At 58.1% G+C, this 25939-nt stretch carries 19 protein-coding genes; 8 read left to right on the forward strand and 11 right to left on the reverse strand.

Annotated elements, in window-relative coordinates:
- Positions 1 to 28: 28 nt before the first annotated feature.
- Complete coding sequence (locus KLP42_RS24105) at positions 29 to 1027, reverse strand: DUF8626 domain-containing protein (protein ID WP_252193240.1); 999 nt, start codon at positions 1025 to 1027, stop codon at positions 29 to 31.
- Positions 1024 to 1479 carry a DUF3846 domain-containing protein gene (locus KLP42_RS24110; RefSeq protein WP_215570385.1) on the reverse strand — a complete coding sequence of 152 codons (456 nt, stop codon included), beginning with the start codon at positions 1477 to 1479 and terminating at the stop codon, positions 1024 to 1026. Before KLP42_RS24110 ends, KLP42_RS24105 begins: the two co-directional genes overlap by 4 nt.
- Positions 1480 to 2205: 726 nt before the next feature.
- Here KLP42_RS24110 and KLP42_RS24115 point away from each other — a divergent pair.
- On the forward strand, positions 2206 to 2724 hold the full coding sequence (locus tag KLP42_RS24115; RefSeq protein WP_215570387.1) for a helix-turn-helix domain-containing protein: 519 nt from the start codon (positions 2206 to 2208) through the stop codon (positions 2722 to 2724).
- A 337-nt stretch (positions 2725 to 3061) separates the two neighbouring features.
- On the forward strand, positions 3062 to 3403 hold the full coding sequence (locus tag KLP42_RS24120; RefSeq protein ID WP_215570389.1) for a hypothetical protein: 342 nt from the start codon (positions 3062 to 3064) through the stop codon (positions 3401 to 3403).
- Here KLP42_RS24120 and KLP42_RS24125 read toward each other — a convergent pair.
- Positions 3397 to 3744, reverse strand: coding sequence for a hypothetical protein (locus tag KLP42_RS24125; RefSeq protein WP_215570391.1), 348 nt, complete (start codon positions 3742 to 3744; stop codon positions 3397 to 3399). The genes KLP42_RS24120 and KLP42_RS24125 overlap by 7 nt on opposite strands.
- Positions 3745 to 3921: 177 nt before the next feature.
- Between KLP42_RS24125 and KLP42_RS24130 the strand changes: the two genes are divergently transcribed.
- Entirely contained in the window at positions 3922 to 4353 is a 432-nt protein-coding gene (locus tag KLP42_RS24130; protein ID WP_252193241.1) for a LexA family protein, read from the forward strand.
- The gene (locus KLP42_RS24135; RefSeq protein WP_215570393.1) at positions 4350 to 5621 is read left to right on the forward strand and encodes a Y-family DNA polymerase; all 1272 of its coding nucleotides are present in this window, start codon (positions 4350 to 4352) and stop codon (positions 5619 to 5621) included. Before KLP42_RS24130 ends, KLP42_RS24135 begins: the two co-directional genes overlap by 4 nt.
- Before the next feature lie 21 nt (positions 5622 to 5642).
- Here KLP42_RS24135 and KLP42_RS24140 read toward each other — a convergent pair whose 3' ends face one another.
- The 8 genes from KLP42_RS24140 to KLP42_RS24175 all read right to left on the reverse strand — a co-directional run bounded on the left by KLP42_RS24140 (position 5643) and on the right by KLP42_RS24175 (position 20105).
- Positions 5643 to 5807, reverse strand: coding sequence for a hypothetical protein (locus KLP42_RS24140; protein ID WP_215570395.1), 165 nt, complete (start codon positions 5805 to 5807; stop codon positions 5643 to 5645).
- Between the two features lie 396 nt (positions 5808 to 6203).
- Entirely contained in the window at positions 6204 to 8312 is a 2109-nt protein-coding gene (gene brxL, locus KLP42_RS24145; RefSeq protein WP_215570397.1) for a BREX system Lon protease-like protein BrxL, read from the reverse strand.
- Positions 8313 to 8322: 10 nt separating this feature from the next.
- A complete protein-coding gene (gene pglZ / locus KLP42_RS24150) occupies positions 8323 to 10824 on the reverse strand; it encodes a BREX-1 system phosphatase PglZ type A (RefSeq protein ID WP_215570399.1) in 2502 nt (833 codons plus the stop codon).
- On the reverse strand, positions 10817 to 14302 hold the full coding sequence (gene pglX, locus KLP42_RS24155) for a BREX-1 system adenine-specific DNA-methyltransferase PglX (protein WP_215570401.1): 3486 nt from the start codon (positions 14300 to 14302) through the stop codon (positions 10817 to 10819). Before pglX ends, pglZ begins: the two co-directional genes overlap by 8 nt.
- A complete protein-coding gene (gene brxC / locus KLP42_RS24160; protein WP_215570403.1) occupies positions 14302 to 17829 on the reverse strand; it encodes a BREX system P-loop protein BrxC in 3528 nt (1175 codons plus the stop codon). Before brxC ends, pglX begins: the two co-directional genes overlap by 1 nt.
- A 3-nt stretch (positions 17830 to 17832) precedes the next feature.
- Positions 17833 to 18435, reverse strand: a complete 603-nt coding sequence (locus tag KLP42_RS24165) for a DUF1788 domain-containing protein (protein WP_215570405.1) — start codon at positions 18433 to 18435, stop codon at positions 17833 to 17835.
- On the reverse strand, positions 18432 to 19055 hold the full coding sequence (locus tag KLP42_RS24170; RefSeq protein WP_215570407.1) for a DUF1819 family protein: 624 nt from the start codon (positions 19053 to 19055) through the stop codon (positions 18432 to 18434). Before KLP42_RS24170 ends, KLP42_RS24165 begins: the two co-directional genes overlap by 4 nt.
- A gap of 153 nt (positions 19056 to 19208) precedes the next feature.
- Entirely contained in the window at positions 19209 to 20105 is an 897-nt protein-coding gene (locus KLP42_RS24175; RefSeq protein ID WP_215570409.1) for a BrxR family helix-turn-helix transcriptional regulator, read from the reverse strand.
- A gap of 181 nt (positions 20106 to 20286) precedes the next feature.
- Between KLP42_RS24175 and mblB the strand changes: the two genes are divergently transcribed.
- Genes mblB through KLP42_RS24195 form a run of 4 tightly spaced genes read left to right on the forward strand, consistent with a single transcriptional unit; the run spans position 20287 to position 25841 of the window.
- On the forward strand, positions 20287 to 21420 hold the full coding sequence (gene mblB / locus KLP42_RS24180) for an anti-phage 6A-MBL system MBL-fold protein (protein ID WP_215570411.1): 1134 nt from the start codon (positions 20287 to 20289) through the stop codon (positions 21418 to 21420).
- A gap of 2 nt (positions 21421 to 21422) precedes the next feature.
- Positions 21423 to 23696, forward strand: coding sequence for an anti-phage 6A-MBL system cap2_3 protein (gene cap2-3 / locus KLP42_RS24185; RefSeq protein WP_215570413.1), 2274 nt, complete (start codon positions 21423 to 21425; stop codon positions 23694 to 23696).
- Positions 23693 to 24913, forward strand: coding sequence for a patatin-like phospholipase family protein (locus KLP42_RS24190; protein WP_215570415.1), 1221 nt, complete (start codon positions 23693 to 23695; stop codon positions 24911 to 24913). The genes cap2-3 and KLP42_RS24190 overlap by 4 nt, the downstream gene beginning before the upstream one ends.
- Complete coding sequence (locus tag KLP42_RS24195) at positions 24888 to 25841, forward strand: DUF6615 family protein (protein WP_353844925.1); 954 nt, start codon at positions 24888 to 24890, stop codon at positions 25839 to 25841. The genes KLP42_RS24190 and KLP42_RS24195 overlap by 26 nt, the downstream gene beginning before the upstream one ends.
- Positions 25842 to 25939: the final 98 nt, after the last annotated feature.

Here is a 25939-nt window from a genome sequence, read left to right on the forward strand (position 1 = left end):
GTGGGGATCCTCTGTTTTCCGGGGCTGATCAAGCGGCGCTGTCGCCGCTGATCGATTTCAAGACGCATCTGGCCGCATAGCGTCCGGCCTCGTTCAAGTTGCGCTGCCAAGCCCCCTGCGACGGGGACCAGCGGAACCCGTGAGATTTCAAGGTGCGCCGCGTCTGTTCGTCCGGCTTTCCGGGAAACAGCAACTGAATGCGGGCCATTTCGGTATTTTCCTTGACCGTGACGGCTCCTGCCTCCGTCTCGACGTCCTCGGCGCGGTCGCCGCGCTTCTTCATCGCAGCAAGCGAAGCGAGGCGGGTTTGCATGCGGCGCAGTTCGGCGCGGGTGTTGGTGGTGGAAAAGCCGCGTCGGTTCTGCCAAGGGGCAAGGGTAACGCCACGCGATGCCCTCTCCTCGTCCATGCCGGTTTCTGCCACCACACGGGCCAGAATGTCGGCTTCGCTTGCCTGATCCTTCTCCATTCGGCGAATGATGACATTCGCCCGTTTCATCCGGTCGATGGACAGTGCCAGGTCTTCGATGCGCGAGGCAATGCGCTGCATGGCGGCCGGATCGCCTGAGCGGATCGGCTCGTCATCGGCCCCATTGGGAAACGCCTTGCGCTTCACTGCCTTTTTCGCAGTCGCGATATGGGCCGAGATGTCAGCACGGCGCGCGTCTGATACTCGCATCCGCTTTTCGTTGCGGGCAACGGGGAAGCGGGCGGGGCCGGTGATAAACCAGTTCATGCAACGGCCTTCCGCTGCCCAATACTTGGCGGTGATCTCAACATGACGGCGGGCAAACGCCTCTAGGTCAGCGTCCGGCAGGGGCAGTTTTGCTTGCTCCCACAGCTCCACCATGTAGGCGGCAAAGCCGTTGAGGCGCTCTGCCAGCCCCTCCAGTTCGGACAGGGTGCGCCGCTCCGGAAAATGCGTGAGGGCATGGAAGCTATATTCGATGTCCTTCGCCGCGATGGTCGCGGCAAAGGTTCCGGCGAGAACGGACAGGGTGCGGTCCTCGACAACAGCGATGATCATCGGACCACTCCCGCCATAACGGTCGGGTGGGTGCGGGTGATGCGGGTCTGGAACCCGATCAAAGCGCCACCCAGAATAACCCCCTGGGAAGAATGCTCGTCCGCCTTGGCAAAGACCGGATCAAGAACCGGCTTGCAAACCTCCAGGCGTGCCGCTGCTTCTTCAATGCTGATCTGCGGCGGCAGGACATGCGAACCGTCCAGACTGGCGAGAACGATCTTTCCGGCCAGTGGCTGCGGGCAGCCGTCAAAGACGGTGAAGGCGGTCAAGCCATCGCGCAAACCCTCCTCATCGACGATAAGAACGTGGTTCGTGTCGAATGGTACAACCTCGACCAGCCGGCATCCAATCAGCCCGTAGGTCTGAGAGAACGCGCTCGGTGCTGCGACCTCTGCGGCTTGAATGGTCCCGGCTTCCGGGTCCAGCAGGTAAACGGTTGCGGTTGTGGTCATGGTTCTCACCCTTTCTCCTTTTCCGCGAAGCGGTCTTCTCATGCCCATCGTGGGCAGGAGCCCCGCTCCTGTTCCCGAGTTCGCGCGGAGCAGCGGGGGAGAGGGTGGCAAGGGGATAAAAACGGAGGGGGTTCGCCCGCCCGAGGCAAAGCCGAAGGGGCGTCGCGTCAGCGGCGCTCCTGCACAAAGCGCTGCCCCAAGGCTGCGCGAAGGAAGGACGGGGAGACCGTTTTTTCCCCTTGTGAGGGAGAGGGGGCGGCGCTCCTCTTTCCCTCATCAAAGAGACAGACAGGACGCCTCCGGCGTCACTGCTTCAACATGACGGGGATCGGACTCACCGTGACTTGTGCTGATGACGGTGAGGAGCTTTCAAGATGCGGAAAGACCGCCCCGATCAGGCGGGGCGGCCTCCGTAGGCACGCGACAAGAAAGGGCTAGAGATCTGCCACGACCTGACCTGATAACTGGGCGATATGGGTCGATTGCGGAAAGCTGTAAATGTTCCGAACCGATTTTTGCCCAAGATGCATGGGATTGAAGGCGAAGCCGTAGCGCAACCGATCGTTACCCGAATGGGCGGAGACAGCGCCTGCTGGCTCCGTGCCGAAGGCATAGAGCGGGGTCGCCAAGCGATGCGCCAAAGCAGCTATTCAGGGTAGACTTTCGAGGCACCATCTTTAATTGTCCCGGAGGAACAACGATGAAATTCCAGTGTGGTTGGTGGCAATGGCAGGTTTCGGACTCGAGCAGTGGGTAGGCCATCTCGGACTTGAACGCGTTGACGACCCGAACAAAGATCATCCGATCTATCGCAAACGGCTCGACGGAAAGATCATCGACCTCAAGGAACTGGATCAGCTTGTCGCGCAAAGGCTCCGTCACCTGCGAAACGACCGACAAATTGCGCAAGCGAAAGTCGCGACCCTCCTGGGCGTAAAGGAAGCAACCTACGCCCGCTACGAAAACGCCTCCTCCTTGATGACAGTCGGACGCCTGCTCCACGTGTTCGAGGTCCTGGATATCACTCCGGAAGAGTTCTTCGATCCTTTCATCAAAGAACGGCCCCCTCAATCCGAAGGCAACTCACAGGAAGCAGAGAGAAACAAGCTGATGGAAGAAACGGTCGGCCACCTGCAGAAGCTCGACGAAACGGCCTTGAAGATGGTGCATGACCTTGTGCTTGCCATGGAGCCCCGGACGATCGAGAAGCAGAAAGGGAATGGCGCGGCGAAAGCCGCGCCATAACTTGCACTCAATGGGTTGGCTCTGGTTTCCGCCGCGCGCCGGCCGCCATTGGCGAATAGCCGGCGCTCATGCGGCGTCATTCCCCATCTGGCGAAGACACCGCTCGGATCGATCGGCGCCAGTCCGAGATCCGAGGAAGACAATGAAGAACATCGGAGCTTTCAGCATAGCGCCGCCCCTCCTCCAGGGGCGGGAAAGCGGGAATTCTCGACACGGTTTTGACGGATAAAGGGAAGCCGCAGGAGGCTTAGCATAGCGCCGCGAAGCGGAAGCCGGGACCGACTTCCCCCGCCAAAACCGTTCCGTTAGATTCCACGGAGACAGGAAAGGTGACGCAATGACCAATGCTTTTGACCAGGCACTGCAAAAGGCAACCGGCGGCTACCCAGTCGATACGTTGATCGTAACCAAAAATGAAGATGGCGAACCCGAAGTGTCCATGTTCGTCCTCGATGCGGACAATCAGCTGCTTCACGTTTCCTATGACCCAGAGGGCCGTATCATATTCAAAACCGCTGAACAGGACGAGCTGCTATTCTCGCGCCAACTCCTCGAGACCATCGCGAAGATGCAGGTTTCGGCGGACAGAAGATGGAAAGAGCTTCAGCGTCATTGGGTGGACGACAAGGCGACCTGGGACGGCTTTGAACATCTTCTCGATACACCAAATATTCAGTGAAGCGAGCGCGTCGGCTCCGGCAGCAGCTTTACCATCTGCTTTACGACTGTTCGCAATTTCCTCCAGTCTCGCAGATCGCCTTCGTTCACGCGCTCCTGGATCGCCGTTAGGATCCATCCAACGCAGGCGATATCGTCCGCAGCGCGATATTTGTCCGACCTGTGGAAGCACGCAACGATGCGAGGCCGCGCGCCTTCTTCGGTCTTTGGAATCTGCGAAACCAGATCCTGCGCTTCTCGATAGGCATTTGCCACACGTTTGAGATCGTCTGGCCCGGCTTGGGTGATCATGCCGACGGTCCACATCAGCGTGTTTGACAGGTGTTCCACTTCGTCAGTCATGGCGATCCCTATTCCTCTCCATTGTGACAACACCTCAAAAAGTTAACACCGCGCGGACACTCGCGTCATGTGCACATCTGCAGATTAGGCTCGCGTCATGTTCCATCTTGACTTTTAGCGGCCTATACGTTCCCTGTTTGTTCCTTTCATTCCGTATCACGAAAGGACCAGTTTGAAATGCTCGCCGGCCTGAAAATCGAGGCAGAAGTCTATGTGCCTCTCATGCTCCACGGGTTATGCGCCGGCTTTCCATCACCCGCTGATGACTACATCGAAGAATCGATTGACCTCACAAAGCTCCTCATACGGAACCCGCCGGCGACGTTCTTGTGGAAGGTCGACGGCAATTCGATGCGAGACGCGGGAATTTTCCACGGGGATTTGATCGTGGTCGACCGCAGCCTGCGCCCGGTCGACGGCGATATTGTCGTAGCGACCGTACATGGCGAGCGGTCGTTGAAGCGGCTGCGCATGACAGGTGGTCGCCCGCGGCTGATGTTCGAGAATTCGGACATGCCGCTGTTCGACCTTCCGGAGATCGCAGAAGTCGAGATCTGGGGCGTGGCACTCTGCAACGTTCATTGGCTGCGACCGAGGAGAAAGCTATGACCTCCTTCGCGCTGATTGACGGCAACTCATTCTATTGCTCCTGCGAGCGCGTCTTCGACCCGTCAATCGCCAAGCGCCCGGTGATTGTCCTGTCCAACAATGACGGCTGCGCCGTCGCCCGGACGGCGGAGGCCAAGGCGCTCGGAATTGGCATGGGCGAACCATACTTCAAGATCCGTGACCTCTGTCGCGATAACGGCGTGGCGGTCTACTCCAGCAATTACACCCTTTATGGCGACATGAGCGCCAGGCTGAATGCGATCTATCGGCAATGGTCTCCGGATGTTGAGGTCTATTCGATCGATGAAAGCTTTCTGGATATGACCGACATCAGGCCCGCCGATCGCGTTACCTTCGGCCGCGATCTTCGGTCCACGGTTCAGCAATGGACCGGGATCCCGACATGTGTCGGCATTGGCCCGAGCAAGACACTGGCGAAGTTCGCAAACCACGTTGCAAAGAAGAACCCGGAGCTTGGCGGCGTCTGCGATCTGACAGATGCAGCCGCTCGGCAAAGCTGGCTCGATCGCGTCGAGGTGGGGGAGGTTTGGGGCGTTGGATCGGCATCAGAGCGAAAACTATTCGGCCTGGGTATCGAAACAGCCGGCGACCTGGCGCGTGTTGATGCGCGGCTTGCCCGCAATCTCCTGAGCGTGGTGGGCGAAAGGACGGTTCTGGAGCTACAGGGCATTTCATGCCTGCCGCTCGAAGACGTACCGCCACAACGGAAGGGCTGCGCCGTAACCCGATCCTTCGGAACGCCAGTCACGGATCTGGCCGGAATGCTCGAGGCGGTCGCGGCCTATGCGATGAGGGCAGGGGAGAAACTGCGGCGGCATGGCCTCGAGGCGACACATATGGCGGTCTTCATGCACACGTCGCGCTTCAACCAAAAGGACAATCCGCATTCGGCCCAAACGACGGTCCATTTCCCCGAGGCTTCGAACGACACTTTTGACTTGATCCGGGCCGCTCAGAGCGGAGCGCGCAAGATCTTCAGGGACGGCCATCGCTACGCGAAGGCCGGCATCATTATGAATGATCTGGTGCTGGCGGCGTCACAATCACGGCCCCTGTTCGACGCCCGGGACCGAGACCAGTCGGAACGGCTGATGAGGGCGTTGGATGCGGTCAACGGAAAGTTCGGACGCGGTTCACTTATTCCAGCGTCGGCCGGGATCGAGCGTCAATGGCAAGCGAAGTTTGACCGCCGATCGCCGCGATACACGACCAATATAAAGGAGCTGCCAGTCGCGCTGGCAAGGTGAGGCTATGAGTGAGAAGCCGCCCTAGTGGGGCGGCTCGTCGCTGATCAGCGCTTCGAAAGCAGCATCCTCTTCGGCAAGCTTCGCTTCGGCCGCCACCAGCTCGGCTGCGATCTGCTGGCGCTCCGTCTGGTCGATGGACGCTGCAAGTTCTGCACGCAGTTCGTTGATGTGGTCGTAAGTGCTCATCGTCGGCTCCTTTGAATGAAAACAAAGGTGCCGGACCGATAAGGTAGGGGTTGGGTCAATGACCGCCGAAGGCGGCCTACGGGGCGTGGGGGAGCCGATTTCGTTGCGCAGCGGCGAAATTGGGGGGGGCCGCGTATCATTGACGCGAACCCTCGCTTGTCGGTGTAATTGCCTGTCGTTGAGAGAGAATATACCTTCCTCTCCGTATCGCCCTATTCCATACAACCGGCGTCTGCAACTCTCTGGATGGAGCGATAACACCTCGCCGGCAGCGCTGGTATGCTGCTCGCCGGTTTGATACCTGCCTCTATCGCCTCTCGACTTGGCCTAGCTGAGCGCGCCGGGACGGCTTCGGCGTACGGACGCTTGTTCGTGAAGCCAACGTCTGTTCCGAGATCAAGACACAAGGCCTGCATTATCGCCTCTGAGATATGTTGCGTAGAATCCCTTTATCACCCGGTGCTCCTGCAGGCGATCTCCCAGGGAGAAGCCTTCGGTTTTGATCGGCGGCTGGAATATGTCCAACCCTCTATCCAGCACAATCTTCCAACCGGTATCCGTGACGATGTCACGGGCATGAGCAGTTCCGGATGAATCGAAAGCCCAGCTAAACTCGATCCCCGAGCCTGTGCATGCCGCAGTTATCGAATCCAACAGCTCTCTTTGGCGCGACACGTTACCTTCGTCTGGTCCCGTGACCAGATGGACCTTCATCTGATCTTCGGGCCTCTTGCGACGGATCAGCATCTCAACAAATTCCATCATGTTGCGGATCTGATAGAAGAGGCGAATGTAAGGGTCAGTTACGACGACCAGAGAAGCTCCGTCCAGATGAGGACCGAATAGCTTTTCGTAGCTTACGCCCTTGCGGTTTTCAGCATAGACGAAATGACCCTCTGCTAGCGCAACGGTATCTGAAGTGGGTCCCTTTTCCGCTGAAACAACGGGTGCCCCTGCCGCTTTCGTCGGATCCATCGGCGATACGACCAGTAAATCCAGTGGCCCATCTTCTCGATTGTCGCCCACTGCGCCACCCTTGATATGGTAGAACTGCGGATACTCTTCTTCCTCCACCGTGGTAACGTTTCGCTTCACACCGTCAGCACCTATGAAATGGAAGTCCACCTCCGGGTAGGTGCTGTCGATGCGTGCAAGCTGGTCCTTCACTCGTTTGCGGCTCTCCATAGCGAGACTCAGCAATTCCTCGACCTCAGCCTCTGTCTGACTGCCATCCGGAAAGATCAGCTTGAGGAGCCCAGACATGGTCTTGGAGATTGCGGTACGGTCACGCTCCGATATCTTTTCGCTGACCTTGAAGTACTGATGCACACGGTTGGAGAAATCCTCGGACCGCAGATGGCGCAGGATTTCCGCAAGGTAATCCACGATGAAGCCGTAGCCCTTCGTGAACATCTCACCGCGAATAACGTCGATTTCCCACCCTGGCAGATAGGCATGCAGGCGGTCAATGAAAGCCGAATCGTGGAACTGGCTCGGCAGTGCCTCGAACAGATCGCTGTTCTTCAGCATATAGGGCACGTTGTGGTCAGTATTGCCAACAAAGGAGAAGCTGGCCTCTGCGCCCATGGGATTCACCCCGCGGGAGAAGGTCTTGTTGGCCATGTAGTTCTTCATAATGTCGGCCAACGCCTTGTTGGCGGTCTTTTCTCGCCCTGCAAACTCGTCAAACGCAACCACGTCCCAGTAGCCGACGAGGCCGATGCGGCCGTTCGAGTTGTTCACGAAGAGCTTGGGGATGGTAACTTCGCCGCCTGAGATCAACTGACCGTGCGGGGAGAATTCCGAGTAGACGTGTGACTTGCCGGTCCCCTTCGGACCCAGTTCAATGAGGTTGTAGTTCCGCTCCACGAACGGGATGAGGCGCAGCAATTGCAGGAGCTTGCTCCGCCGCCCGAAGACTTCCGGGCGGAAGCCGATGCTCTGCATCAGAAGATCGATCCATTCGTCGGTGGTGAAGGCCCTGCGAACATCGCGGTACTGCTCGTAGTCCACTTTCGCGATCTGGATCGGCTTGATCGACTCCAGTATCCAGGGGGACGTCCGCGCCTCTTCCGTAAACTCATATTGCACGTCGGCGATACACCAGACGCCGGTGACCAGCAGTTTGGGATGCGCTTTTACGGTCGTGCTGTCGACAGAGACTTTCTTGATGCCGAGGTTCTCGAAGACCGCCTCATAGCTGTCGGTCTTTTCGTTAAGCGACACGCTGATCTGGTCGATGACCTTGTAGCGGCCGCGCTCCCGGATGGTAGACTGGATCAGACCCGCTTCACTGCGGTGGACATAGTGCTTGCGCAGGATGTCCTTTACCGTCTCGATGCCCGTCTGGATCGATGCTTCGTCGTCTGTGGCGCAATACTGACCCAGCAGATACTCAAGGACATAGGTTGGCACGATCGCATTGCCCTTCACGGCCTTCACAAGGTCCTTGCGGACCACGAAGCCAGCGAAGTGTTCGTTGATCTTGCTGTCGAGATCGCTCATGTGCCGGTCCTCAGAAATCGAAATCCGTGGTCATGCCGCGGCGCAACTGGAAGCGATGCGTGGCATAATCCTGATAAAGGCGTGTCTTGCCCACGCGCTCTCGCAATTTCAGGATGACATCCTGATTATTGAAACGGTCGGCCTCTCGTGACAGCAGGAACTTGCACGGCATCTCCCGTTCACGAGGATTGTCAGAGCTGAAATCGAAGACGAGAGTGTACTCGTCGGAAATCAGCGTTCCGTCTGTCGCATAGATGCCCGCCAAAACCTCGCGTGGCCGCATCTTTTCCGACACCGGCTGCGCCTGATAAAGCGTGACTGCCGTTTGCCCGGAAGAGATCAGGCTGCGGCCCGAGACGAAGATCTGCACCTCGACCTGACCGACATCTGCCTCCCGCTGCTTACCGACCCGGATGACGGGAATGATGATCTCCTGAAGGCTCGCGCCGCCGTGAACGAAACGGCTGTTTGCGCCTTGTAGCCTCAGACGATTGATGGAGTTCGGAATCAGAACGTCCAAATTGCCGGAAAGCCCCAGATTCGCAGATGTAAAATGCTTCATGCCGGGAGTGTACTGGAGCCCGCGCCCGATAACGAAACGGCGGTCGCGGAACAAGATTGTCTCTCCTTGTGGCACTGCTATGGCAAAATCACTCTCGTCTAGGGCGCGGTGCTGGTAGAGGAAGCCGTGGTCGGCGGTGATGACAATATTCGAGAAATTCGCGGATGTCAGCTTGCGTACCAGCTTGGTCAGGTCTTCAAGCGTATCTTCGACCGCCTCCGGGAGAAGTTCAACGGTTTTGAGATCGTGTCCAATTGCGTCGATGCGGTTGTGGTAGATGTAGATGATGTGGTTGTCGCGGAAGAGCGCCTTTCCCTCATCGACGCGCATGTTCATCACGTCTTCGAATTTCAGCGCCTTTGCCGTGTCGCCACTGCGACCGGCAGCCAGCAGCTTTTCACGAGCAGCGAGGCCTTTGGTATTTTCACCACCGGAGAGAATGTCGCCACTGTCATCCTCAGCCATGGCCAGCTCGTTGTGCGGGAGGAGTGCGGCCATGCCGAGCTGAGTGTAGCTTGGCAGCGAACTGATCATCGGCTTAAGCTCAGCGTCGAACCGGTCCAGCGCCCGGATCCGGCGCAGGCATTCCTCGGCGACCTCGAAGCGCAGCGCATCGGAAATAATTACCGCGACTTTCTGATCCTTGCGGCGATACTCCGCCGCCTGTTCACGATAGAAATCGGCCTGCGATGGGTAGCCGGGGATCTTCCAGTCGCTCAATCGCGCAATCTGGTCCTGCCATGCGTCGTTCACCGCCAGAACGTAGCTGTTGGTGTAGCGATTCTCGACCGAATCGTAGAGATCGGACAGCAATTGCGCCTGACCACTCTTCTGCATGTGATAGATGAATTTGCGGTAGAGCTGGTCGAGCCGGTACCAGGTGCTGACATAGCGCTGCACACCCTCGGCCACGCTGGTCATGGCGAGGTGCGCCTCCGCCAGCGCCTGCTGAAATTCGGTGGCAAAACCGATGGCCTGATAGATATCCTCGTATTTCGGATACCAATGGCTCTGCCGCCGTTCGCGCACCCAAGTCAGCACCTCCGGCGCGCCAACGCTTTGTGCCGAAAGCGCCTGCACGATCTGGCGGATGATCTCGCGGTCGATTTCCTCGAAGTGATCAACGCTGACGAAGGTGCGGAAATCACGCTTCTTCAAGTCGGCGGGGATCTCCAGCAGATCCTGATAGCGGGCAGAGAGGGTCTCGAAGGCATCCGCCCAATGGCGGTTGTTCTTCCAGCGACGGAAAACGAGCAGAGCCTCGGCATTCAGCGCTCCATCCTCGCCCAACACGCGGGCATAGGCGGACTGGAAGAGTGAGATGGCGAAGTCCTCGAAATCCGGCTCATTCGGTTTGTAGCCATAGGCCTGACCAACTTGTGCCCAGAAGAACTCCATCAGCCCGGAGCGGTCGATCAGCCGCAGACCGTCATCCTTAGCCGCGGCAAGATCGCCCAGCAAAGCTTCGATCACCGTATCCAGACCACCCTCGGCACCCACGCAGACGGCAAGCATTTTCAGGCGCATCTGGGTCTGAGTGTCGGATGTGTGCAGCAGTTTTTTCAGCGCGTCGATCCGGGGTTTGGCAGTAAAGAAGCCGGAATGGGCGCGCACCGTATCGATGAACTGCAGTGGCACGCCCAGTTCCGCCACCCAAAGCGCTGCCTGATCGGCCTTGAACACGGTGGTTGCCAGTTGCAGGTCGAGAAGCCAGTTGTCCGCCATCGGCGGCTCAGGTCCGTCTTTGAACAACAGGAAACGGCCGTCAGGCTCCTGCTGAAGGATGCGGTATTTCAGGCCGAATTCGTTGTTGGCAATCTCCAGCCTGGTCACGCCGGGCAGATCGAGCGCATCAAACGTCGCGCGCATATCGCGGTCGGTATCGTACCAGAAGACGATGCGGTGCTCGTCGAACAGACGCCGAAGGCTGGCGGCAATGCGATCATTCATCCGCCGCCTCCAGACCCTTGATGGGCTTTAAAGCCGCGCCGAACAGCGGGTAGTTGCGCTTCACACCATCATCCAGATCGATTTCACGCCTCTGCTGGGCCAGCGGGAAGATGACATCGCGCTCCCACTCCACCAATTCGGTAATCTGCCTGGCGATGGCGCTCGCATCCTTCAGCGCCCTGGTCTTCTGCGCTTGGCTGGCTGAAGGGTCCTCCTCAAGTTTGTCCAGCCGGGCCCGCTCGGCCTCCAGTTTGCGGATGAACTCGCGCAGATAATCGTTCAGAAGCACCGACACCGTGTCGGGCCGGTAGCGATGCATGTAGATCAGCGCCTGGAAGGTGCCCTTAGGCGAAGAGAACATCCAGTAGATCGGCCGCTTCTTGTAGCGCTTCAGATGGTCCTCATAGAAGGTCCGGGAGAAATATTTGCGGATGTCGCCGATCTGGGCCTCGATGAAGGCAAGGTTCTCGCGAAAACGCTCTTCGCCGAAGGTCACACGCAGGAACTTGCGGAAGCGGTCGACAATGTCATCGGCAAACCAGTCGCCATCCAGCACGGGGATCACATTGTCCGCATCGGGCAGAAAGCTCGGCTCTGCCACGCCCTTGTCTTCGAGCGCGGCAAGATAATCGGCCAGCGTCTCGCCCTGATTGGCAAGGATCAGCCCCGGCGCATCGAGGCTATAGCGACCGAACATGCAGCCAACAGCATAGGAGAGAAACTCGGCCATGGTGTCGGCCTTCAGCCGCGCTTCCCGCTCTTCCACTGTTGCCTGCACGCCATAGCGATAGGCCGGGTTGCAGGTGAGCGTGATCTCCTCGATTGGCACGTCAGGCGTCAGCTCATCGGCCAGACCATAGGCGTCGATGAAGATGCGGTTGTTCTCTTCCTCCAACCGCTGCATGTCATCTGTCATGCCCTGCCAATGGGCGCGCAGGCGGGCATAAGTGTCTTCCAGCGTCTCGGCTTGGGTGGTGGACGAGAGCAGGGGGAGCGCGGTGAAATCCCACGAAGTTTCGTAGGCGTCCCAGTCGTCGCGGGCTAGAGCAATACACTGATGGCCATTATGAATGGCCATCTCGTTTTGTGTCACTTCTGGCAAGATCGGTACGCGAGCGACGTCGCCGATGTTGAAGTTGATTGTGGGAGCCAAAAACGCAAGCAGGCTTCGGCATACCTTAGTGTTGAAAAAGGAAGCGAAGGCGACAGCTTCGTTGCGGTTGTCGGCAAAGGCCATTGGTCCCTTGCCTTCAAACATCGAGTCGGCCGGAGAAAATCGCATGGCAAAAGTGCCAGACGTGATGTCATTCCATGTGAGACCCTCGCGGAAGTAATAGTCGGGATTTCGTATTACTGAACGGTCAAATTCCTTTACTTCTTTTCCATCAGATTTCCAATTTATGATAACTTCGCGATTTCCAAACCAGCGCCGAAATTGACCGCCTTTGTTTACGGGTCGCCATTTTGTATTCTGTTCAAGTGCATTCACGCCGGAGAAATGGTTCCCCTCCACCTCTTGCCACAACCTAAGAAAGCGCTCGTTGTCGGAGGTGGTAATACCCTTTCGGGGCTTCGCAACTACGTCGAAGAGTTTCGACTTCTGGAATGCCGCGCGTAGAGCAGGGCTGATCCAATATGCTATGGGTGACCCCGGAATGGCCAATAGTTCGGTTTGGTCCACGCGGAAAGCGTTGTAAGTCTTATCGAGAAAGAGAGAGCGGATCGTTTCAGGCTTTCTGACGTCTACATGTTGCTCAAAAAGGCGCCTGTAGTATCCCATGGCGCCGCCCACAGGCTTGGCATTACCCACCACGAAGGCGACCGAACCAAAATCCGAACCAAACATGCCGCGCCCCAGATGAGCAAGGGAAAGAATCCGCTTCGTTTTCAGAAGTGCCTCTCGCATTTTCTCGAACGAAGTCAGGAACATCCACGACGGAAAGTTGATCATGCCGTAATATCCCGAAGCTCTTAGGAGAGCGGCAGATCGGTCCATGAATGCTGTCATCAGATCAAACTTGCTGTCTCGAAAGTTTCTTTCGAGAAACGCGTTCATTCGATCGTTTAAACCCTTACTGCCAGCATACGGCGGATTGGCTACCACCACCTGATACTTCGGCGACAGCGCCTCAGCCATGCGTAGGACGGTTGCTACACGCGCCTGCATTTCCTTTAGTAGCAGGTCAGAGCTGAAATCCCGACCCTCCACCAGCCGCAGCGTTTCTGCCGGGTCACGCATTTTCGGCACGATCAGCGAGCCGAAATTTTTGGCCTGTTCGAACTGCGTCAGCGTTTCGCGCAGGGCATCCGTGAACAGATCATTGCCCACCACGGCGGCCACATCCGTCAGTTCGGCTGAGGTGAAGCGGACGTTCTGCAGCACAACGATATCCGGCTTTACCTCCATGCGCAGGAAGCGGCGGCGGCCGAGTTTGGCTGCCGCCTTCATGGAGAGCGCGAAAGCAGCCAATGCGCCCGCGCGGTCATCGATCTCGATGCCGGTGAGATTGTGCTTGAGGATCAGCGCCGGAATATCCGTCGGGTCATAGCCTTCCTCCTCATAGATCGCATGGAGCAGATCGAAGGCATAGGTGAGCATATGGCCGGAGCCGCAGGCGGGATCGCAGATCCTGATCTCTTCCGGCTTGCCGATCTTCAGGAAGTCCGTTTCCGGCTCTTCCGGCGCAATGTAATAGTCCATCTGCGCGGCCAGTTTCGAGGCGGGGCGATTGAGCAGCCACAGCCGCCCCAGCGAATTTTCCACGAGGTAGCGGACAATCCAGTGCGGGGTGAAAAGCTGGGTGGCGGCGGGAATGTTTTCCGCCGTGATCTTGATGTTCTTCTTCAGCCCGGCAAAGACCTGATCCTTCTTTTCCGAGATGTAGAACTGATAGAGCCAGCCGATGATTTCGACATCCGCGCAGACATCCTCCGCCATCGCCTCGCGCAGCATTGCAAGGATGGATGTGGGCGACAACAGATCTTCCGGCATCAGCAGTTCGGTATAATCGCCCACCTTTTCAAACAGGAAGGGCATGGCCCCATGCCAGGCATTGCAGGCATGCACCAAGAGCAGCCGGTAGGCTTCCGCCTGCGGATCGTTGGAGGGGCTGCGGCCTTCCAGCAGGGCGGAAATAGTGGCCGGTGCCTTTTCCGGCATATTTCCAGCCATCGCTTCCGCCAGAATTTCCGGTCGTGTTGCCCCTTCCGCAGGGGAGACGACACGCGGATTGGTGTAGCCGTTCACATCCATGAAGCGCAGCGCCGTGAAGCGGTTGAACCAGGTATAGGCCACCTGTTCGATCACCTGCCGTTCGCTGGTCTCGCGGATTGCGCCTTCCAGGGCCTTCACCGCCGCCGGCTGTTCGCGCCGCGCGGCCGAGGCCGCATCCAAAACAACTGCCAGTTTTGCGGTCACCTGATCGATCAGCAGGTTCCGCGCACTCTGCGCGAATTTCTTCAGGGCATTGGTATCCATCAGACGATCACTTTCTTGCCTGCGGCAATCTCGGCCAGCAGGGTCTTGCGCAGTTCATTGACGTATTGCTCCACATCGGACTCTTCCGCGAGGTAGGGGCGTGGATAGGCCACCTTGATCTGGGAAGCGTTGATGTAGGTTGGCGGTTTGATCGACTGGACAGGCCGTTCACCCATGCCCGGCGTTTCGGGTTTGGGGGGCGCAACAGGCGGCGGCGCCATCCGCGCAATCTCCGCCAGAATCTGCTGCATCAAGCTGGTGCGTGCGCCATTGGCACGATCCCGCAGGATCGGGATCATGTGGACGGAATCAAGGCCTGCCTTGTGGGTCTCGATGCTGTACCGGATCTTCTCCTGATGCTCGGCATCCAGCACCTGAAACTCCGTCGTCCAGACAATTTTTTCGGCGCATTCATCCACCGCCGCGACGACTGCCTTGCGTTCCTTCAGCACCTCCAGTTCAACCTTGTCCTTCAGGGCGTAGAGGTCCGCCTTCAGCGACTGGATGACATTGCCCTTGTAGGAATGGGGATCGTTCAGCGCCACTTCCAGCTTTTCGCCCGCGTTGACGTCGACATAGCCGATATTGGCCTGTTGCGACTGCAGGAATTTGCGCACGTCATCATAGATCTCGCGCTGCGCGCCCGCCATGAAGCTGCGGATCTTGTCGAGAATGTCCTCTTTCGCGTTCAGCAGTGCGTCTTCCTGCTTCAACGGCTCGGTGATGTACCAAACGGGAGGTTTGCCGGCCATTTCCGCGATCAGGTCCCGCATTGGTTCCAGGGCCGCGAGGAAGGGGTAGTTTTGCTTCCTTGCCAACAGCAGGTTCAGCTCGTCCGCAAGTTTGCGTGCGCTTTCCGCCCACTCGCCGCCAAGTGTGCGGGCATCGGATCCATCGGCGGGCTGACCGAACAGTTCGCGATAAAGATCCTTGGCCGCGCGGATCTGGGAGGCGGAAAATTCGAGTTGCGGTGTCAGCAGGATATTCGCCAGCATATGGCTGTTGTTCAGCGCACGCGCCAGGTTGGCACCCTCCAGCGGTGAGCCATCGGAACGGGCCTCGCATTTGCCCTTGGCTACAAGGCTGGCGGTTAGGCAAAGCGTAGCGACGGTCGGCCACCCATAGGGCTTGGCGCCGAACCGTTCCGTCAGGGATTTGACCGACACCTTCACTCCGTTGCGTGACTGAGCCTGAATGTGATTGAGGACTTCCTGCTCCTCCTCCTTCAAGCCGGTGTCCCCGAGAAGATCACTTGCCAGACTTGCCACCTGGGCGATGTGGGTCTCCTGATAAGTGACGCCGCGCAGCATCGGCAAGTTGACGTAGACCTTATCGACGAGAGATTGGAACGCCTTGACGATCCGCTCCTGCGGCTCGTCGCCGCCGATATCCAGTTCGTCACCGCGCACGAAAAGGCGCGCATCGGCAACCAGCTTGCGAAGCCGGACTTCCAGATCCTTCGCACGACGGGAATTCTGCTCGCCTTTCTCCAGAATGATGCGGTCGCGGCCCGGCTGTGGCGAGCCGGTGCGCGACTGGCGAATGTATTTGTCAGTCTGGCGGTAGAGGCGCAGGTCTCTCATGAACCGGACATCCGGCTGCAGAACAACCGCAAGCTCTTCCCGCCCTAGATTGCGCATGCGCACCGTTTCCGGTGCAGACACATCATCACCCTCGGGGCTTATGATGTTGATGGACAGCTCATACTCGCGGCCTAGGAGATGGTCGTCGAGCTTGCGGCTGAAGGCATATTCGTAGCCCGTCGTCACATGCTTGATCTTGCGATGGCGCAGAATGGTGTCAAACGCGAGTTCTTCAAGCGCCTTGGTGATCTCCGCCGGATCGACATCGAGCGCCTTGATCTCTGCCTCGACGTCCTTCTCCTCATTGGTGAGGAACTCGTAGACATCGCCGTTGCGCTGAATGTAGGTCTCCCGCTCCAGGCGAGCCAGAGCCTCTTCGATCTTCCGGCGCTGTTCGGCCTGATCCGCATCGAATTCCGATAGCAGCAGAATGCTGATGTTGCGAATGGTCGCCCTGAATCCCTTGACGTACTTCACCAAGAATAGCGCCTTCAGCACACGCAAAGCGAAAGCATCATCAAGATGTTTTGTGGCGATCTGGATGGACTGCTGGACAGAGGACTTCAGCACCGATTGGATGCCATCAAACATGCGATCGAAGGTTGCGAGGCCGCCAACCTCCATATCTTTCAGGGCTTTGGCAACTTCCTGAAACACGCCCAGCATGGACCGTTCGCCAACGGAGCTGTGCTTGCCTTCGAAAGCGTTGTGTTCGGAAAGCGAGGTAATCGCCATCTGAAAGAGCGTGTACTGGTAAGGTGGGAATGGATAGCTATCGATGAAATGGGTTCGATCGCGGTAGTTTTTCAGCGGGATTGAACCATCGGCAAAATCGAACAGGGTTCGAAGATTACCGGCTTCCTTGTCGTGAAGGTTTCCGAGCTTAATCTCTGCCTCTTTTGTTTTCGAAAGAAGGCGCTTCTGGATAACCTCCGCCACATCGGCGGAGTTCAAAGGCATACGGTTTGAAAAACGGGCCTGGATCTTCGAAAAGTCGTTCTCCTGCCGCACCGTCATGTCTCCAACGACGTCGGTCAGGGCCTGCTGCGCCGTGACGATGATCCAAGCCTGGCCTTTGCATTTGGTATTCAGGCTTTCAGCAATCGTCTGAAGGTTGGTCATCAGCTTGACGTTGTCGGCGATGTATTGCCCAACCTCATCGACAAAGAAGTTCAACCGGAACTTGGGTGCCTGTCTGTCGATCCAGGCTTTCACCGTGTTGGCGAAATCCTCGATCGAAACCCGCGTGTCCTTGCGGTACTGGGTAAGGATGTCCTTCGCATCTGCTGCGTCCGTCCCGGTGGCGCGGGCGAATGCTGCGGCAATGTTGCGTGCTTCCAGCAGAGCCTCTTCTCTACCCCGTGTTTCCCAAGGCTTCTCTGATAGTTCGAGGAATGCCGCCTTGAATGCATCCAGTTGCCCGCGCTCATCCAGTTGCCGCTCGAACTGCGCAATGTGCGGCTGCTTGCCGTAATAGCCGCACATTTCATCGAACACCTTCTGAAATACGGCCAGCAGTGCATCGACATCCGTCTTCGAAATAACATCCGCCTTCTGGTCGATGTTGAAGAGGATCGATTTGGATGGAATAGACACGGCCTTACGCAACGCGCCGCCCAGCATCGGACTGCTCTTTACCTCTTCCTTCTGCGAGAAGATGTCGAATGCTTTGATGCCGTCGACTTCGCGGTTCTCCAACAGCAGGGCGAGCATCTTGAGAAGGTGTGACTTACCAGAGCCGAAGAAGCCCGAAATCCAGACACCGTTGGCGGTGCTATAATTGTTATAGGCCTCAAGAAACTGTTCGAGTCGCTGCCCGATTTCCCCCGTTATGACATATTCGTCTAGCTCCACTCTCAGGCTCGCTTCGTCATCGGCCTTAATGACGCCGTCGATTGAGCGAGTAATATCGTTCTGAAAAATTTCGCGCATCGCGATCGTCATGGATCAGACCTCGTAATTCAAGATATTGAAAGCTCTGTAGTACTTGTCGTCGTGAAGGCAGCCGAAGAGGTCGAGAGACGCCCCTGTGGCAAGCGCGTGGGTGTAGCTTCCGGGAAAGAACAAAACGGTGGGCTTGTCCTTCGCCGTGCTCTGAAGATTGTTCAGGACGTTGTGCGACCGAATATACGGATACACCTCACCGACGCCGGACAGGAAGATAACGTCGTGTGTTGTGGATGAGATCGCTTCGGCGATCTTCGGGATCAGATTCGCCTGAGGATCCAGAACCGACTGGAGCAACTCCCGTAGTTCGCCCTTATCCGTCTCTGGCTCGATTTCGAGAACCTGCTCAAGTATCCCTCGCTCTGTCAGAATTTCGAGTGACAGATCGTACAGACTGAGGTCCAGTATGGTCACTCCAGCGTGACTGATCCGCGCTATCAGATTTCGTCGGTCCTCAATCACCGAAAGTCCTTCCTTGGCATCATACGGATAGATGAAGAAGGGCACCTCGTTGCCAAGGCCTTGCTTGGTCAAAAACCTCTGACTTGTAATGACTTTAAATAGATGCTCCGAACGGGCTTTGCGACTTGCGACCATACTCATGCGCGCGCTCCGTCAAAGTTAAATCCGGGGAAGAATTCTAGATCTGAAGCGCTGTGCTCATTCAAAATGGCAAGGAGCGGTGCAGAGATCCGGGTCGCCCGTATCTCGTTCTTTTGTGAGATGATGTCAGCTTCTCGCATAATTCTGAAAAGCACCTGCCTCAACTTGGCGCTCGTGGCCGGGCGAATCTTCGCAAGACCCTCGTTCCACTCTGCCTTACTCGCCAGATAAGAGTCGAAACTTTCGAGCGGCAAGTCAGTTTTGAAGGACGCAAACCGTTCCCTCACTACCTCAGTCGCAAATTCACCGATGAATCGGTATTCCCGGCACACCGCCAGCCACAACAATGCCTGCTGGTTCGCTCGCTCTCTCGTTTGGCTAAAAAACTGCAACTCTGCGTTCGTAAGCTTGGAAAGTCTGCTTACAATCTCACGGAGTGCGCGAATCCGAGATGCTGCTTTAGGCAAAGAGGTAACCCCCTTCTCAAGCGCAACCTTTCGCGTCAGAGGCCAGTCTCCTAGCGAGAAATAAATGTCAGAAATTTCTAAGCTTTCATTTATAAACAAGCCTCCAGTGACAAAGGACATCTTGTATGGCTCGCCTAATTTAGAAGGTTGCATGCAATAGGTTCCGGCATTTGACGCTATACAATTTCCGCCGCGGATGACCGCGCGAGGGTTTTTGAAGGGTTTTCCGAATCAGATTGGCCCAATTTTGGAAGCGCTTTCCCGATAGTCATTGTTGAAAAAGAAAAGCCAAAAAGCTTCCAGAATTTAGGATGAATCATTCTGGAAGAATTCAGCGTACTTCAGAGCTTTTTGCACACTGCCATAGTCAGAAACAACTATATGTTGCCTGCGGGCAGGTTCTTGTGATGCATCAACAAGCAGTCCGAGCCTCCGGAGAACGTAGAAGAGCATGGCATAGCGTACCGGCAGAGTGCATTTGCCGTCGGTCATTCCATAGTCCTTTGCTACAACAATTTGCTGGCTGGGCGTGAGATGTGGATGGGGTACGATCTCTAGGTTGAAGTGTTCATGCCACAACTCATCATTAATCCCTTCCTCACCAGGCTCTCCAGGTGCCCGCGCTTCTAGCGATCGCGGCAGTAGGAAATCCTTGAACTTGCGGTCGATATGGCAGAACGCGCGCGCGTGCCAGCGGAAGCCGTCATAGCCAAAGGCATGAGGCGTGATGCGGCGCCAGACCGGGTCCGGCCGCTGCTTGCTCATGGACTGATAGAGAATCTCGATTGACCCGCCTTCGCGCACAGCTTTCAGCACTGCGCGCAGAACATCGGTGCTGATATCGCGCTTGGGCGTAAGGGCAATGTCGGTCTGCGGCGGATGGGCAATCCATGACTCGACCGGAGCGGATAATCCTTCGCCGAGGGAGCGCAGCCGCGAAAGATATGCGTCCGGGTCAGGCTTCAGAAAACGAGGCTCAAATCCTCTAGCGGCGACATATCGTTTGGCACGCTTATCATAGTCGACATTCCCCGGAGCACGCTCCTGATAGAGCGAGAGATCCTTTGAGGCCTGCGGCACGGACACACCGAACACATTGATGATGTCGGATCTATTTACCCCACCCTCCCAGAAAAGCCGGAACTCGATGAACTCGAGCCGCTGCTCTACACCCCACCTGATGCCCGGGTTTTCATCATTCATAACGGCTCCTTTTAAAAGGGTATAGAAACTATATTGACATCAAAAGTAGATGCGTATAGTTTATTATCTCATCAGCAGCCCGTGGTCAACGTAATTCGGTGCATTCCGCCCCGTGATCGCTGGGCCTGCCGTGACTAACACCGAACACTCCCGGCAGCGCTGCGGACCACAGGAGCAAGATATGACTGCAAAACTGACCTTCCACCCGCTCGGCAATGCCGACTGTACCCGCATAGATTTTGCCGACGGCAAGAAGATGCTGGTCGACTATGCCGATATGCGGAACGACACCGACCCCTACGACAAGCGGATCGACCTTCCCGCCGAACTGAAGGCGGACTTGCGCGCAGCCGGGCGGGACAAATACGATGTCGTCTGCTTCACCCATCTCGATGACGATCATTGCTGCGGCGCAGGCGATTTTTTTCACCTCGAACACGCCGCGAAATATCAGGGCGAGGGCCGTATCAAGATCAAGGAGCTGTGGGTTCCGGCCGCCGCCATCCTGGAAGATGGCTGCGAGGACAGCGCGCGAATCATCAGGCAGGAAGCCCGCCACCGCCTGCGGCAGGGCTACGGCATCCGTGTCTTTTCCCGTCCGAAGAAGCTGGCGGACTGGCTGGCGAAGCAGGGCTTGTCGCTGGAATCGCGGGCGCATCTCATCACCGACGCAGGCCAGTATGTTCCCGGCTTCTCGAAGTTCGGCACTGAGCAGGCGGAGTTCTTCATTCACAGCCCCTTCGGCTGGCGTCAGAATGAGAACGGCATCGTTGACCGCAATCAGGACAGCGTGGTCTTCCAGGCCACGTTCCTCGAAGGCGGCCGGGAGACATACGCCCTCTTCATGTCCGATATCCACGCCGACTCCATCGACCAGATCGTGAAGACGACCCAGTGGCACGGAAACGACGACCGCCTGCTGTGGGACATCTTCAAGGTTCCCCACCACTGTTCGTACACGGCGATTGGCTGGGTGAAAGGCGAAGACGAAACCGAGCCCACCGAACAGGTTGAATGGCTCTGCGAGACGCAGGGCCGTGAGCGCCACATCATGGTCTCCACCAGCAAGCCCATGCCTCTCAAGGGGACGGCGGAAGACGCGGACGTCCAGCCGCCCCACCGTCAGGCCGGCAACTACTATAAGGGGGTCGCGCGCCGCGCCGACGGCTCATTCAAGGTGACGATGGAATCCCCTTCGACGTCACGGCCCAAGCCCCTCAGCATCGAGGTGACGAGCCGGGGCGCGCAACTCCTCACCGTCTCGGCCGTGGCCGGCGCGGCCAGCATCATCTCGACGCCGGCACGGGCAGGCTAAGAATGGTGGTGGCGCTGCATCCGTGGTGGGCGGGTTTCGGACCGCCGGTTGAATCCGAACAGGTCGCGCCCGATGTTGCGCGCGCGATGCTGGCCTATGTCGCGTCCGGCCTTGCGCCGGCCGTGACCTTAGTTGAAGCGCGGCAGTCCGGCGACGGAGCTCTCGTGGCGCTCCATCTCGATATCGAGGTGGAGCGGCCGCAGGATCTGGCCGCGCCCATTCGCAGCGTGGAACCGGTGGCGCTTGTCTTCGGAACGCGCGGCGAGCAGCCCGCAGTCCTCGCCCTGCGGGCAGATTTTCCTGAAACCATGCATCAGAACTGGACGCCGGACGACAAGCCGCGTGCGCTGTGCATTGACGACCGTCCGTGGGCGGAGGCGCAGCTCACCTCCACGCCCGCCGACTTTATCCGTCGCATCCAACTCTGGCTCGCGAAAGCCGCCCGCGGTGAGCTTCACGATACGGCGCAACCGCTGGAACCCCTGTTCTTTCGCAACCCGGCGACGATCATTATCCCGACCGCCGCCCTGAAGCAGTCTGATAAGCCCGCCGAACTGGTCGGCCATGTCCGCAGCGAACAAGCGGCGATCATCGTCACCGAGTTTGTCGGGCAGGGTGCGAACAATTACGCCCCGCAGTTCGTGGTCGTCCCCTTGCGCGCAGCCCCCCAAGGAATGCGGCGCCTCCAGCGCGCGCCGCAGACGCTTGACGCGCTCGCGCAGCAACTGCAGGAGTGCGGCATTGACCTGGGCGCGGAACTGCGCGCCCGCGTCATTGAATGGAAAGGTGTCGACTCAGCAGCCATCCGGCGTCTCCACGCCCGCATCGCGCTCGTCATCGCCTTCCCGGTCGCAGGTGCGGATGGCCGGCAGGCAGACGACCTGCGCGCCTTCATTACTCACGACACTGCCGGGGATGTCGGCGTCGCGCTGGGGATCCTTGGCCGGAACGAGAGCGACATTGGGTCTGGCGGCGGCTATGTCCAGATGGTCGGCATGGCCGCCGGCACGACCATCCCCCACCTCGCCATCGAACCCGCCGACGTCCATCTGGGTTTCAACCGCGTGGCTGGCGCCACTATCAGCGGGCAGACCCAGCCCGACACACGCCGCTGCGTGCTCATCGGCGCAGGGTCTCTGGGGTCGCAGTTGGCCATCAACCTCGCGCGCGAAGGCCGGTTTCAGTGGACGATCATCGATAACGACCACCTGATGCCTCACAACCTTGCCCGTCACGCCCTGCATCCGATTGATGTCGGCCGCCCGAAGGTTATCGGCTTGGCGCATCGCATCCATGCCTTGCTGGACGAGTCCGTCACCTTTTTCGAGGCCGACTTCCTCCATCCCCCGGCTGAACTATCGCCAAAGATAGACGAGGCGATTGGCAGCGCGGACTTGATTATCGACGCCTCCGCGTCCGTCGCCGTTTCACGCCGGCTGGCGAACTTGCCGCGCCCAGGTGCGCGGCGCCTCTCTGTCTTCTTCAACCCCGCGGGGACAGCGGTGGTGCTTCTCGCGGAAGGACGCGATTCTTCGCCCACCCTGCATGACCTCGAAGCGCAATACCACCGGTTGATCCAGACTACCTCTGCGCTGGCGCAACACCTGCAGGCGGAAAACGGCGTGCGCTATAGCGGCTCCTGCCGCGCCGCAACCAACCGCATTTCCGCCAGCCGGGCAGCGCAGATGAGCGCGACTGCGTCGCAGGCCATCGTCGACGCGCTCGCCAGCGATAAGGCGACGGTGCGCGTCTGGACCCTTGCCGCTGACCACAGCGTCACCCTGGCGGAAGCAGCGGTACAGCCGGTGCAGAAAATCGCGCTTGGCGATTGGACCGTTACCTATGACGAGGGCCTTGCTGCGCAAATTGCGGCGCTGCGCTCAGAACGCCTGCCGCATGAAACCGGCGGCGTGCTGCTCGGTATAACCGACACCAGCCGCCGTTCTGTTCACATCGTCACGGCCCTCCCGGCACCACAGGACAGCACCGGCAGCGTCACCGCCTTTGAGCGCGGCGTCTCCGGCCTTGCCGCCGCCGTCAAGGACGCGGCGGAGCGCTCCCTGCATCAGGTCCGCTATGTCGGCGAATGGCACTCCCACCCGCGCGGCTCTTCGACAAGACCGAGCACCACCGACATCCGCCAGTTGTGCTGGCTGACGCAGGAGCTGGAAAGCGAGGGCGTTCCTGCTTTGATGGCCATTGCCGGCGACAATGATCAGTTGACCGTCCTGCTCGCCAGTACGCTGACGGTCATGGCCAGGCAAGCCTGCTCATGACCAATCCGCTGATCGCCGAAGACATCCAGAGCCTCTTTGCCGCCGCCGGCGCGCAGGGTGATTTTATCCAGGCGCGCAAGCTCGAAGACACGATTGGTCTGTGTCTTTCCGGCGGCGGTTATCGCGCCATGATTTATCATGTCGGTGCCATTATCCGCCTGAATGAACTTGGCTTCCTGCAGCGCATCTCCGAGATCGCGAGCGTTTCCGGCGGGTCGATTACCGCCGGGCTCCTCGCGCTGCGGTGGCAGAGCCTGCGCTTCGACGAGCGAGGCCGCGCCAACAATCTCGATGAGGTGTTTGTCGCGCCACTGCTGCGCTTCGCCGGAAAAGGAATAGACATCCGGGCCATTCTCTACGGCCTCATCCCGGGATGCAGCGCCGCCGACAGCCTGGTCCGTGCCTATGATCGCCACCTGTTCGCGGGCGCCTGCCTGCAGGATATCACGGATTTCCCGCGCTTTACCTTTATGTCCACCAACCTCCAGACTGGCAGCGGCTGGCGCTTCGCCAAAGGCTATGCCGCCGACTACCGCGTCGGGCTCATCGACAGGCCTGTCATCCCGCTGGCAAGGGTTGTGGCGGCCTCGTCAGCCTTCCCGCCGTTTCTTTCTCCCGTCCGCATCGACCTTTCGCGCGAGGCCGTGCAGGCGACAGCGGGCGCGGACCTGCATCGCGAGCCATTTATCTCTACGGCGGTCCTGTCCGACGGGGGCGTCTACGACAATCTTGGTCTTGAGCGCATATGGAAGCGCTGCCGGACAATTCTCGTCAGCAACGCCGGCCGCACGATACCCGAAGTCGGCCATCCGACCGGACGCTGGGTCGGACAGATGTTCCGCACGCTGAGCCTGATTCAGCAGCAGGCCGAGCATTCTAGGCGCCGCCTACTGTTCGGCATGGCCAATCAGGGACAGCGCCAGGTCGCATATTGGAGCATAGACACGGCATTATCTCAATATGGACTCCTAGACGCGCTGCCCCTGTCTTCAAGTGATGTGGAAGCGGTAGCGCGGCTGCGCACGCGTTTGAATCACTTTTCGGTTGCAGAGCGGCAGTTACTCCTTAGAGCTGGCTACGCTGGAGCTGATGCGTCACTTAGAGCACGTGGGTTAGCTCGCAACAAGCCCGCGGCTAGTTTCGATTTCATGTCCTCAATTGCAGTCCAGAACTTCGCTGAACCTAATGGGAATGGCCAACTTGGATCTTCTATGTAGTTTCGCTCACCGCTTTCCGCTCCTGGCCGCAGCCTTACTTGACCGCGATCAACACAAGCGGCGAAATTTTCGCGAGGAATCAATCACTGACATACTTATGGCAGGCCTAGTACCTTTTGAGCCCTTCGGGATCCATGTTGACTTTCCTCGCGATGAGTCAGTCACGGGCGAGGACATGGACTGGGAATTCGTGAATGAAAAGGCCACTGACGGCCGTCGATATCTGCGCCTTCACATTCAGGCAAAGCGAGCCATAACCAATAACAGCAAGAGAAATCCTTACTGGTACTATCGAGAGCTCGATCATGCACTGCTACCTCCCGTTGCGAGCGGCAGAGGAGCTGCAGGTACCTCACCGAGTACGGCGTCAACCAAGCTATACGGTCAACAGCACACTACTCTCATCAATGAAGCAGCGAAAACTCCAGGCTGCGTCCCGATATACATGCTCTACAATCCTGGTGCTGCGGAAGAGGCGAGGAATGGCAAACTGCCGGCAGTGGAAGGCGTAAATTGGATCTTTGCTGACAAAATCCCAAAAAAGGTAACGATAGGACGGTGGCCGGTCGAAGAAAAAAAGCTGACGAAGTTACGGCCCCATTTTCATCCGCTGAAAGACCTACTCTGCTTTGGCCACGGCAAAGTCTTTCGGTTCCCTACAAATGGAGCAACCGGCTTCGCGCTATTGTACGAGCAGTCAGCCTGTCCCACCCCTGGCGAGCTCAGTGACCGGCTCAATAGGCTTCGTGCGCCTGTGGACGATTCAACGGAGGAACTAAATACGATCGTTGCGGCTGAGGACATTCCTGTTCTAACTCTTGAGACGATCCGATCTGCCCATGGCGGACGCAAGGGACTAGCGGACATTCCAAGACCTCGGATCATATTCAATTCGAGCGGCCTTGAGTTTGAACACCTCAGAAGGTGACCTTCAGCCTTCTATACCGGCCTGTGCCGACAGGCAGGCTATATTCTCTCCTGACATTCAGAATGCTCCTTTTGGGTATACCTCCTGAGACAATCTGC

Origin of the sequence: Rhizobium sp. CSW-27, assembly GCF_018760785.1 — a bacterium.
GTDB lineage: Bacteria > Pseudomonadota > Alphaproteobacteria > Rhizobiales > Rhizobiaceae > Neorhizobium.

Excerpts from the sequence above, each read along its gene's own strand:
- KLP42_RS24105 (WP_252193240.1), bottom strand. The coding sequence starts at position 1,027 with ATGATCATCGCTGTTGTCGAGGACCGCACCCTGTCCGTTCTCGCCGGA.
- KLP42_RS24110 (WP_215570385.1), bottom strand. The coding sequence starts at position 1,479 with ATGACCACAACCGCAACCGTTTACCTGCTGGACCCGGAAGCCGGGACC.
- KLP42_RS24115 (WP_215570387.1), top strand. The coding sequence starts at position 2,206 with ATGGCAGGTTTCGGACTCGAGCAGTGGGTAGGCCATCTCGGACTTGAA.
- KLP42_RS24120 (WP_215570389.1), top strand. The coding sequence starts at position 3,062 with ATGACCAATGCTTTTGACCAGGCACTGCAAAAGGCAACCGGCGGCTAC.
- KLP42_RS24125 (WP_215570391.1), bottom strand. The coding sequence starts at position 3,744 with ATGACTGACGAAGTGGAACACCTGTCAAACACGCTGATGTGGACCGTC.
- KLP42_RS24130 (WP_252193241.1), top strand. The coding sequence starts at position 3,922 with ATGCTCGCCGGCCTGAAAATCGAGGCAGAAGTCTATGTGCCTCTCATG.
- KLP42_RS24135 (WP_215570393.1), top strand. The coding sequence starts at position 4,350 with ATGACCTCCTTCGCGCTGATTGACGGCAACTCATTCTATTGCTCCTGC.
- KLP42_RS24140 (WP_215570395.1), bottom strand. The coding sequence starts at position 5,807 with ATGAGCACTTACGACCACATCAACGAACTGCGTGCAGAACTTGCAGCG.
- brxL (WP_215570397.1), bottom strand. The coding sequence starts at position 8,312 with ATGAGCGATCTCGACAGCAAGATCAACGAACACTTCGCTGGCTTCGTG.
- pglZ (WP_215570399.1), bottom strand. The coding sequence starts at position 10,824 with ATGAATGATCGCATTGCCGCCAGCCTTCGGCGTCTGTTCGACGAGCAC.
- pglX (WP_215570401.1), bottom strand. The coding sequence starts at position 14,302 with ATGGATACCAATGCCCTGAAGAAATTCGCGCAGAGTGCGCGGAACCTG.
- brxC (WP_215570403.1), bottom strand. The coding sequence starts at position 17,829 with ATGACGATCGCGATGCGCGAAATTTTTCAGAACGATATTACTCGCTCA.
- KLP42_RS24165 (WP_215570405.1), bottom strand. The coding sequence starts at position 18,435 with ATGAGTATGGTCGCAAGTCGCAAAGCCCGTTCGGAGCATCTATTTAAA.
- KLP42_RS24170 (WP_215570407.1), bottom strand. The coding sequence starts at position 19,055 with ATGCAACCTTCTAAATTAGGCGAGCCATACAAGATGTCCTTTGTCACT.
- KLP42_RS24175 (WP_215570409.1), bottom strand. The coding sequence starts at position 20,105 with ATGAATGATGAAAACCCGGGCATCAGGTGGGGTGTAGAGCAGCGGCTC.
- mblB (WP_215570411.1), top strand. The coding sequence starts at position 20,287 with ATGACTGCAAAACTGACCTTCCACCCGCTCGGCAATGCCGACTGTACC.
- cap2-3 (WP_215570413.1), top strand. The coding sequence starts at position 21,423 with ATGGTGGTGGCGCTGCATCCGTGGTGGGCGGGTTTCGGACCGCCGGTT.
- KLP42_RS24190 (WP_215570415.1), top strand. The coding sequence starts at position 23,693 with ATGACCAATCCGCTGATCGCCGAAGACATCCAGAGCCTCTTTGCCGCC.
- KLP42_RS24195 (WP_353844925.1), top strand. The coding sequence starts at position 24,888 with ATGGCCAACTTGGATCTTCTATGTAGTTTCGCTCACCGCTTTCCGCTC.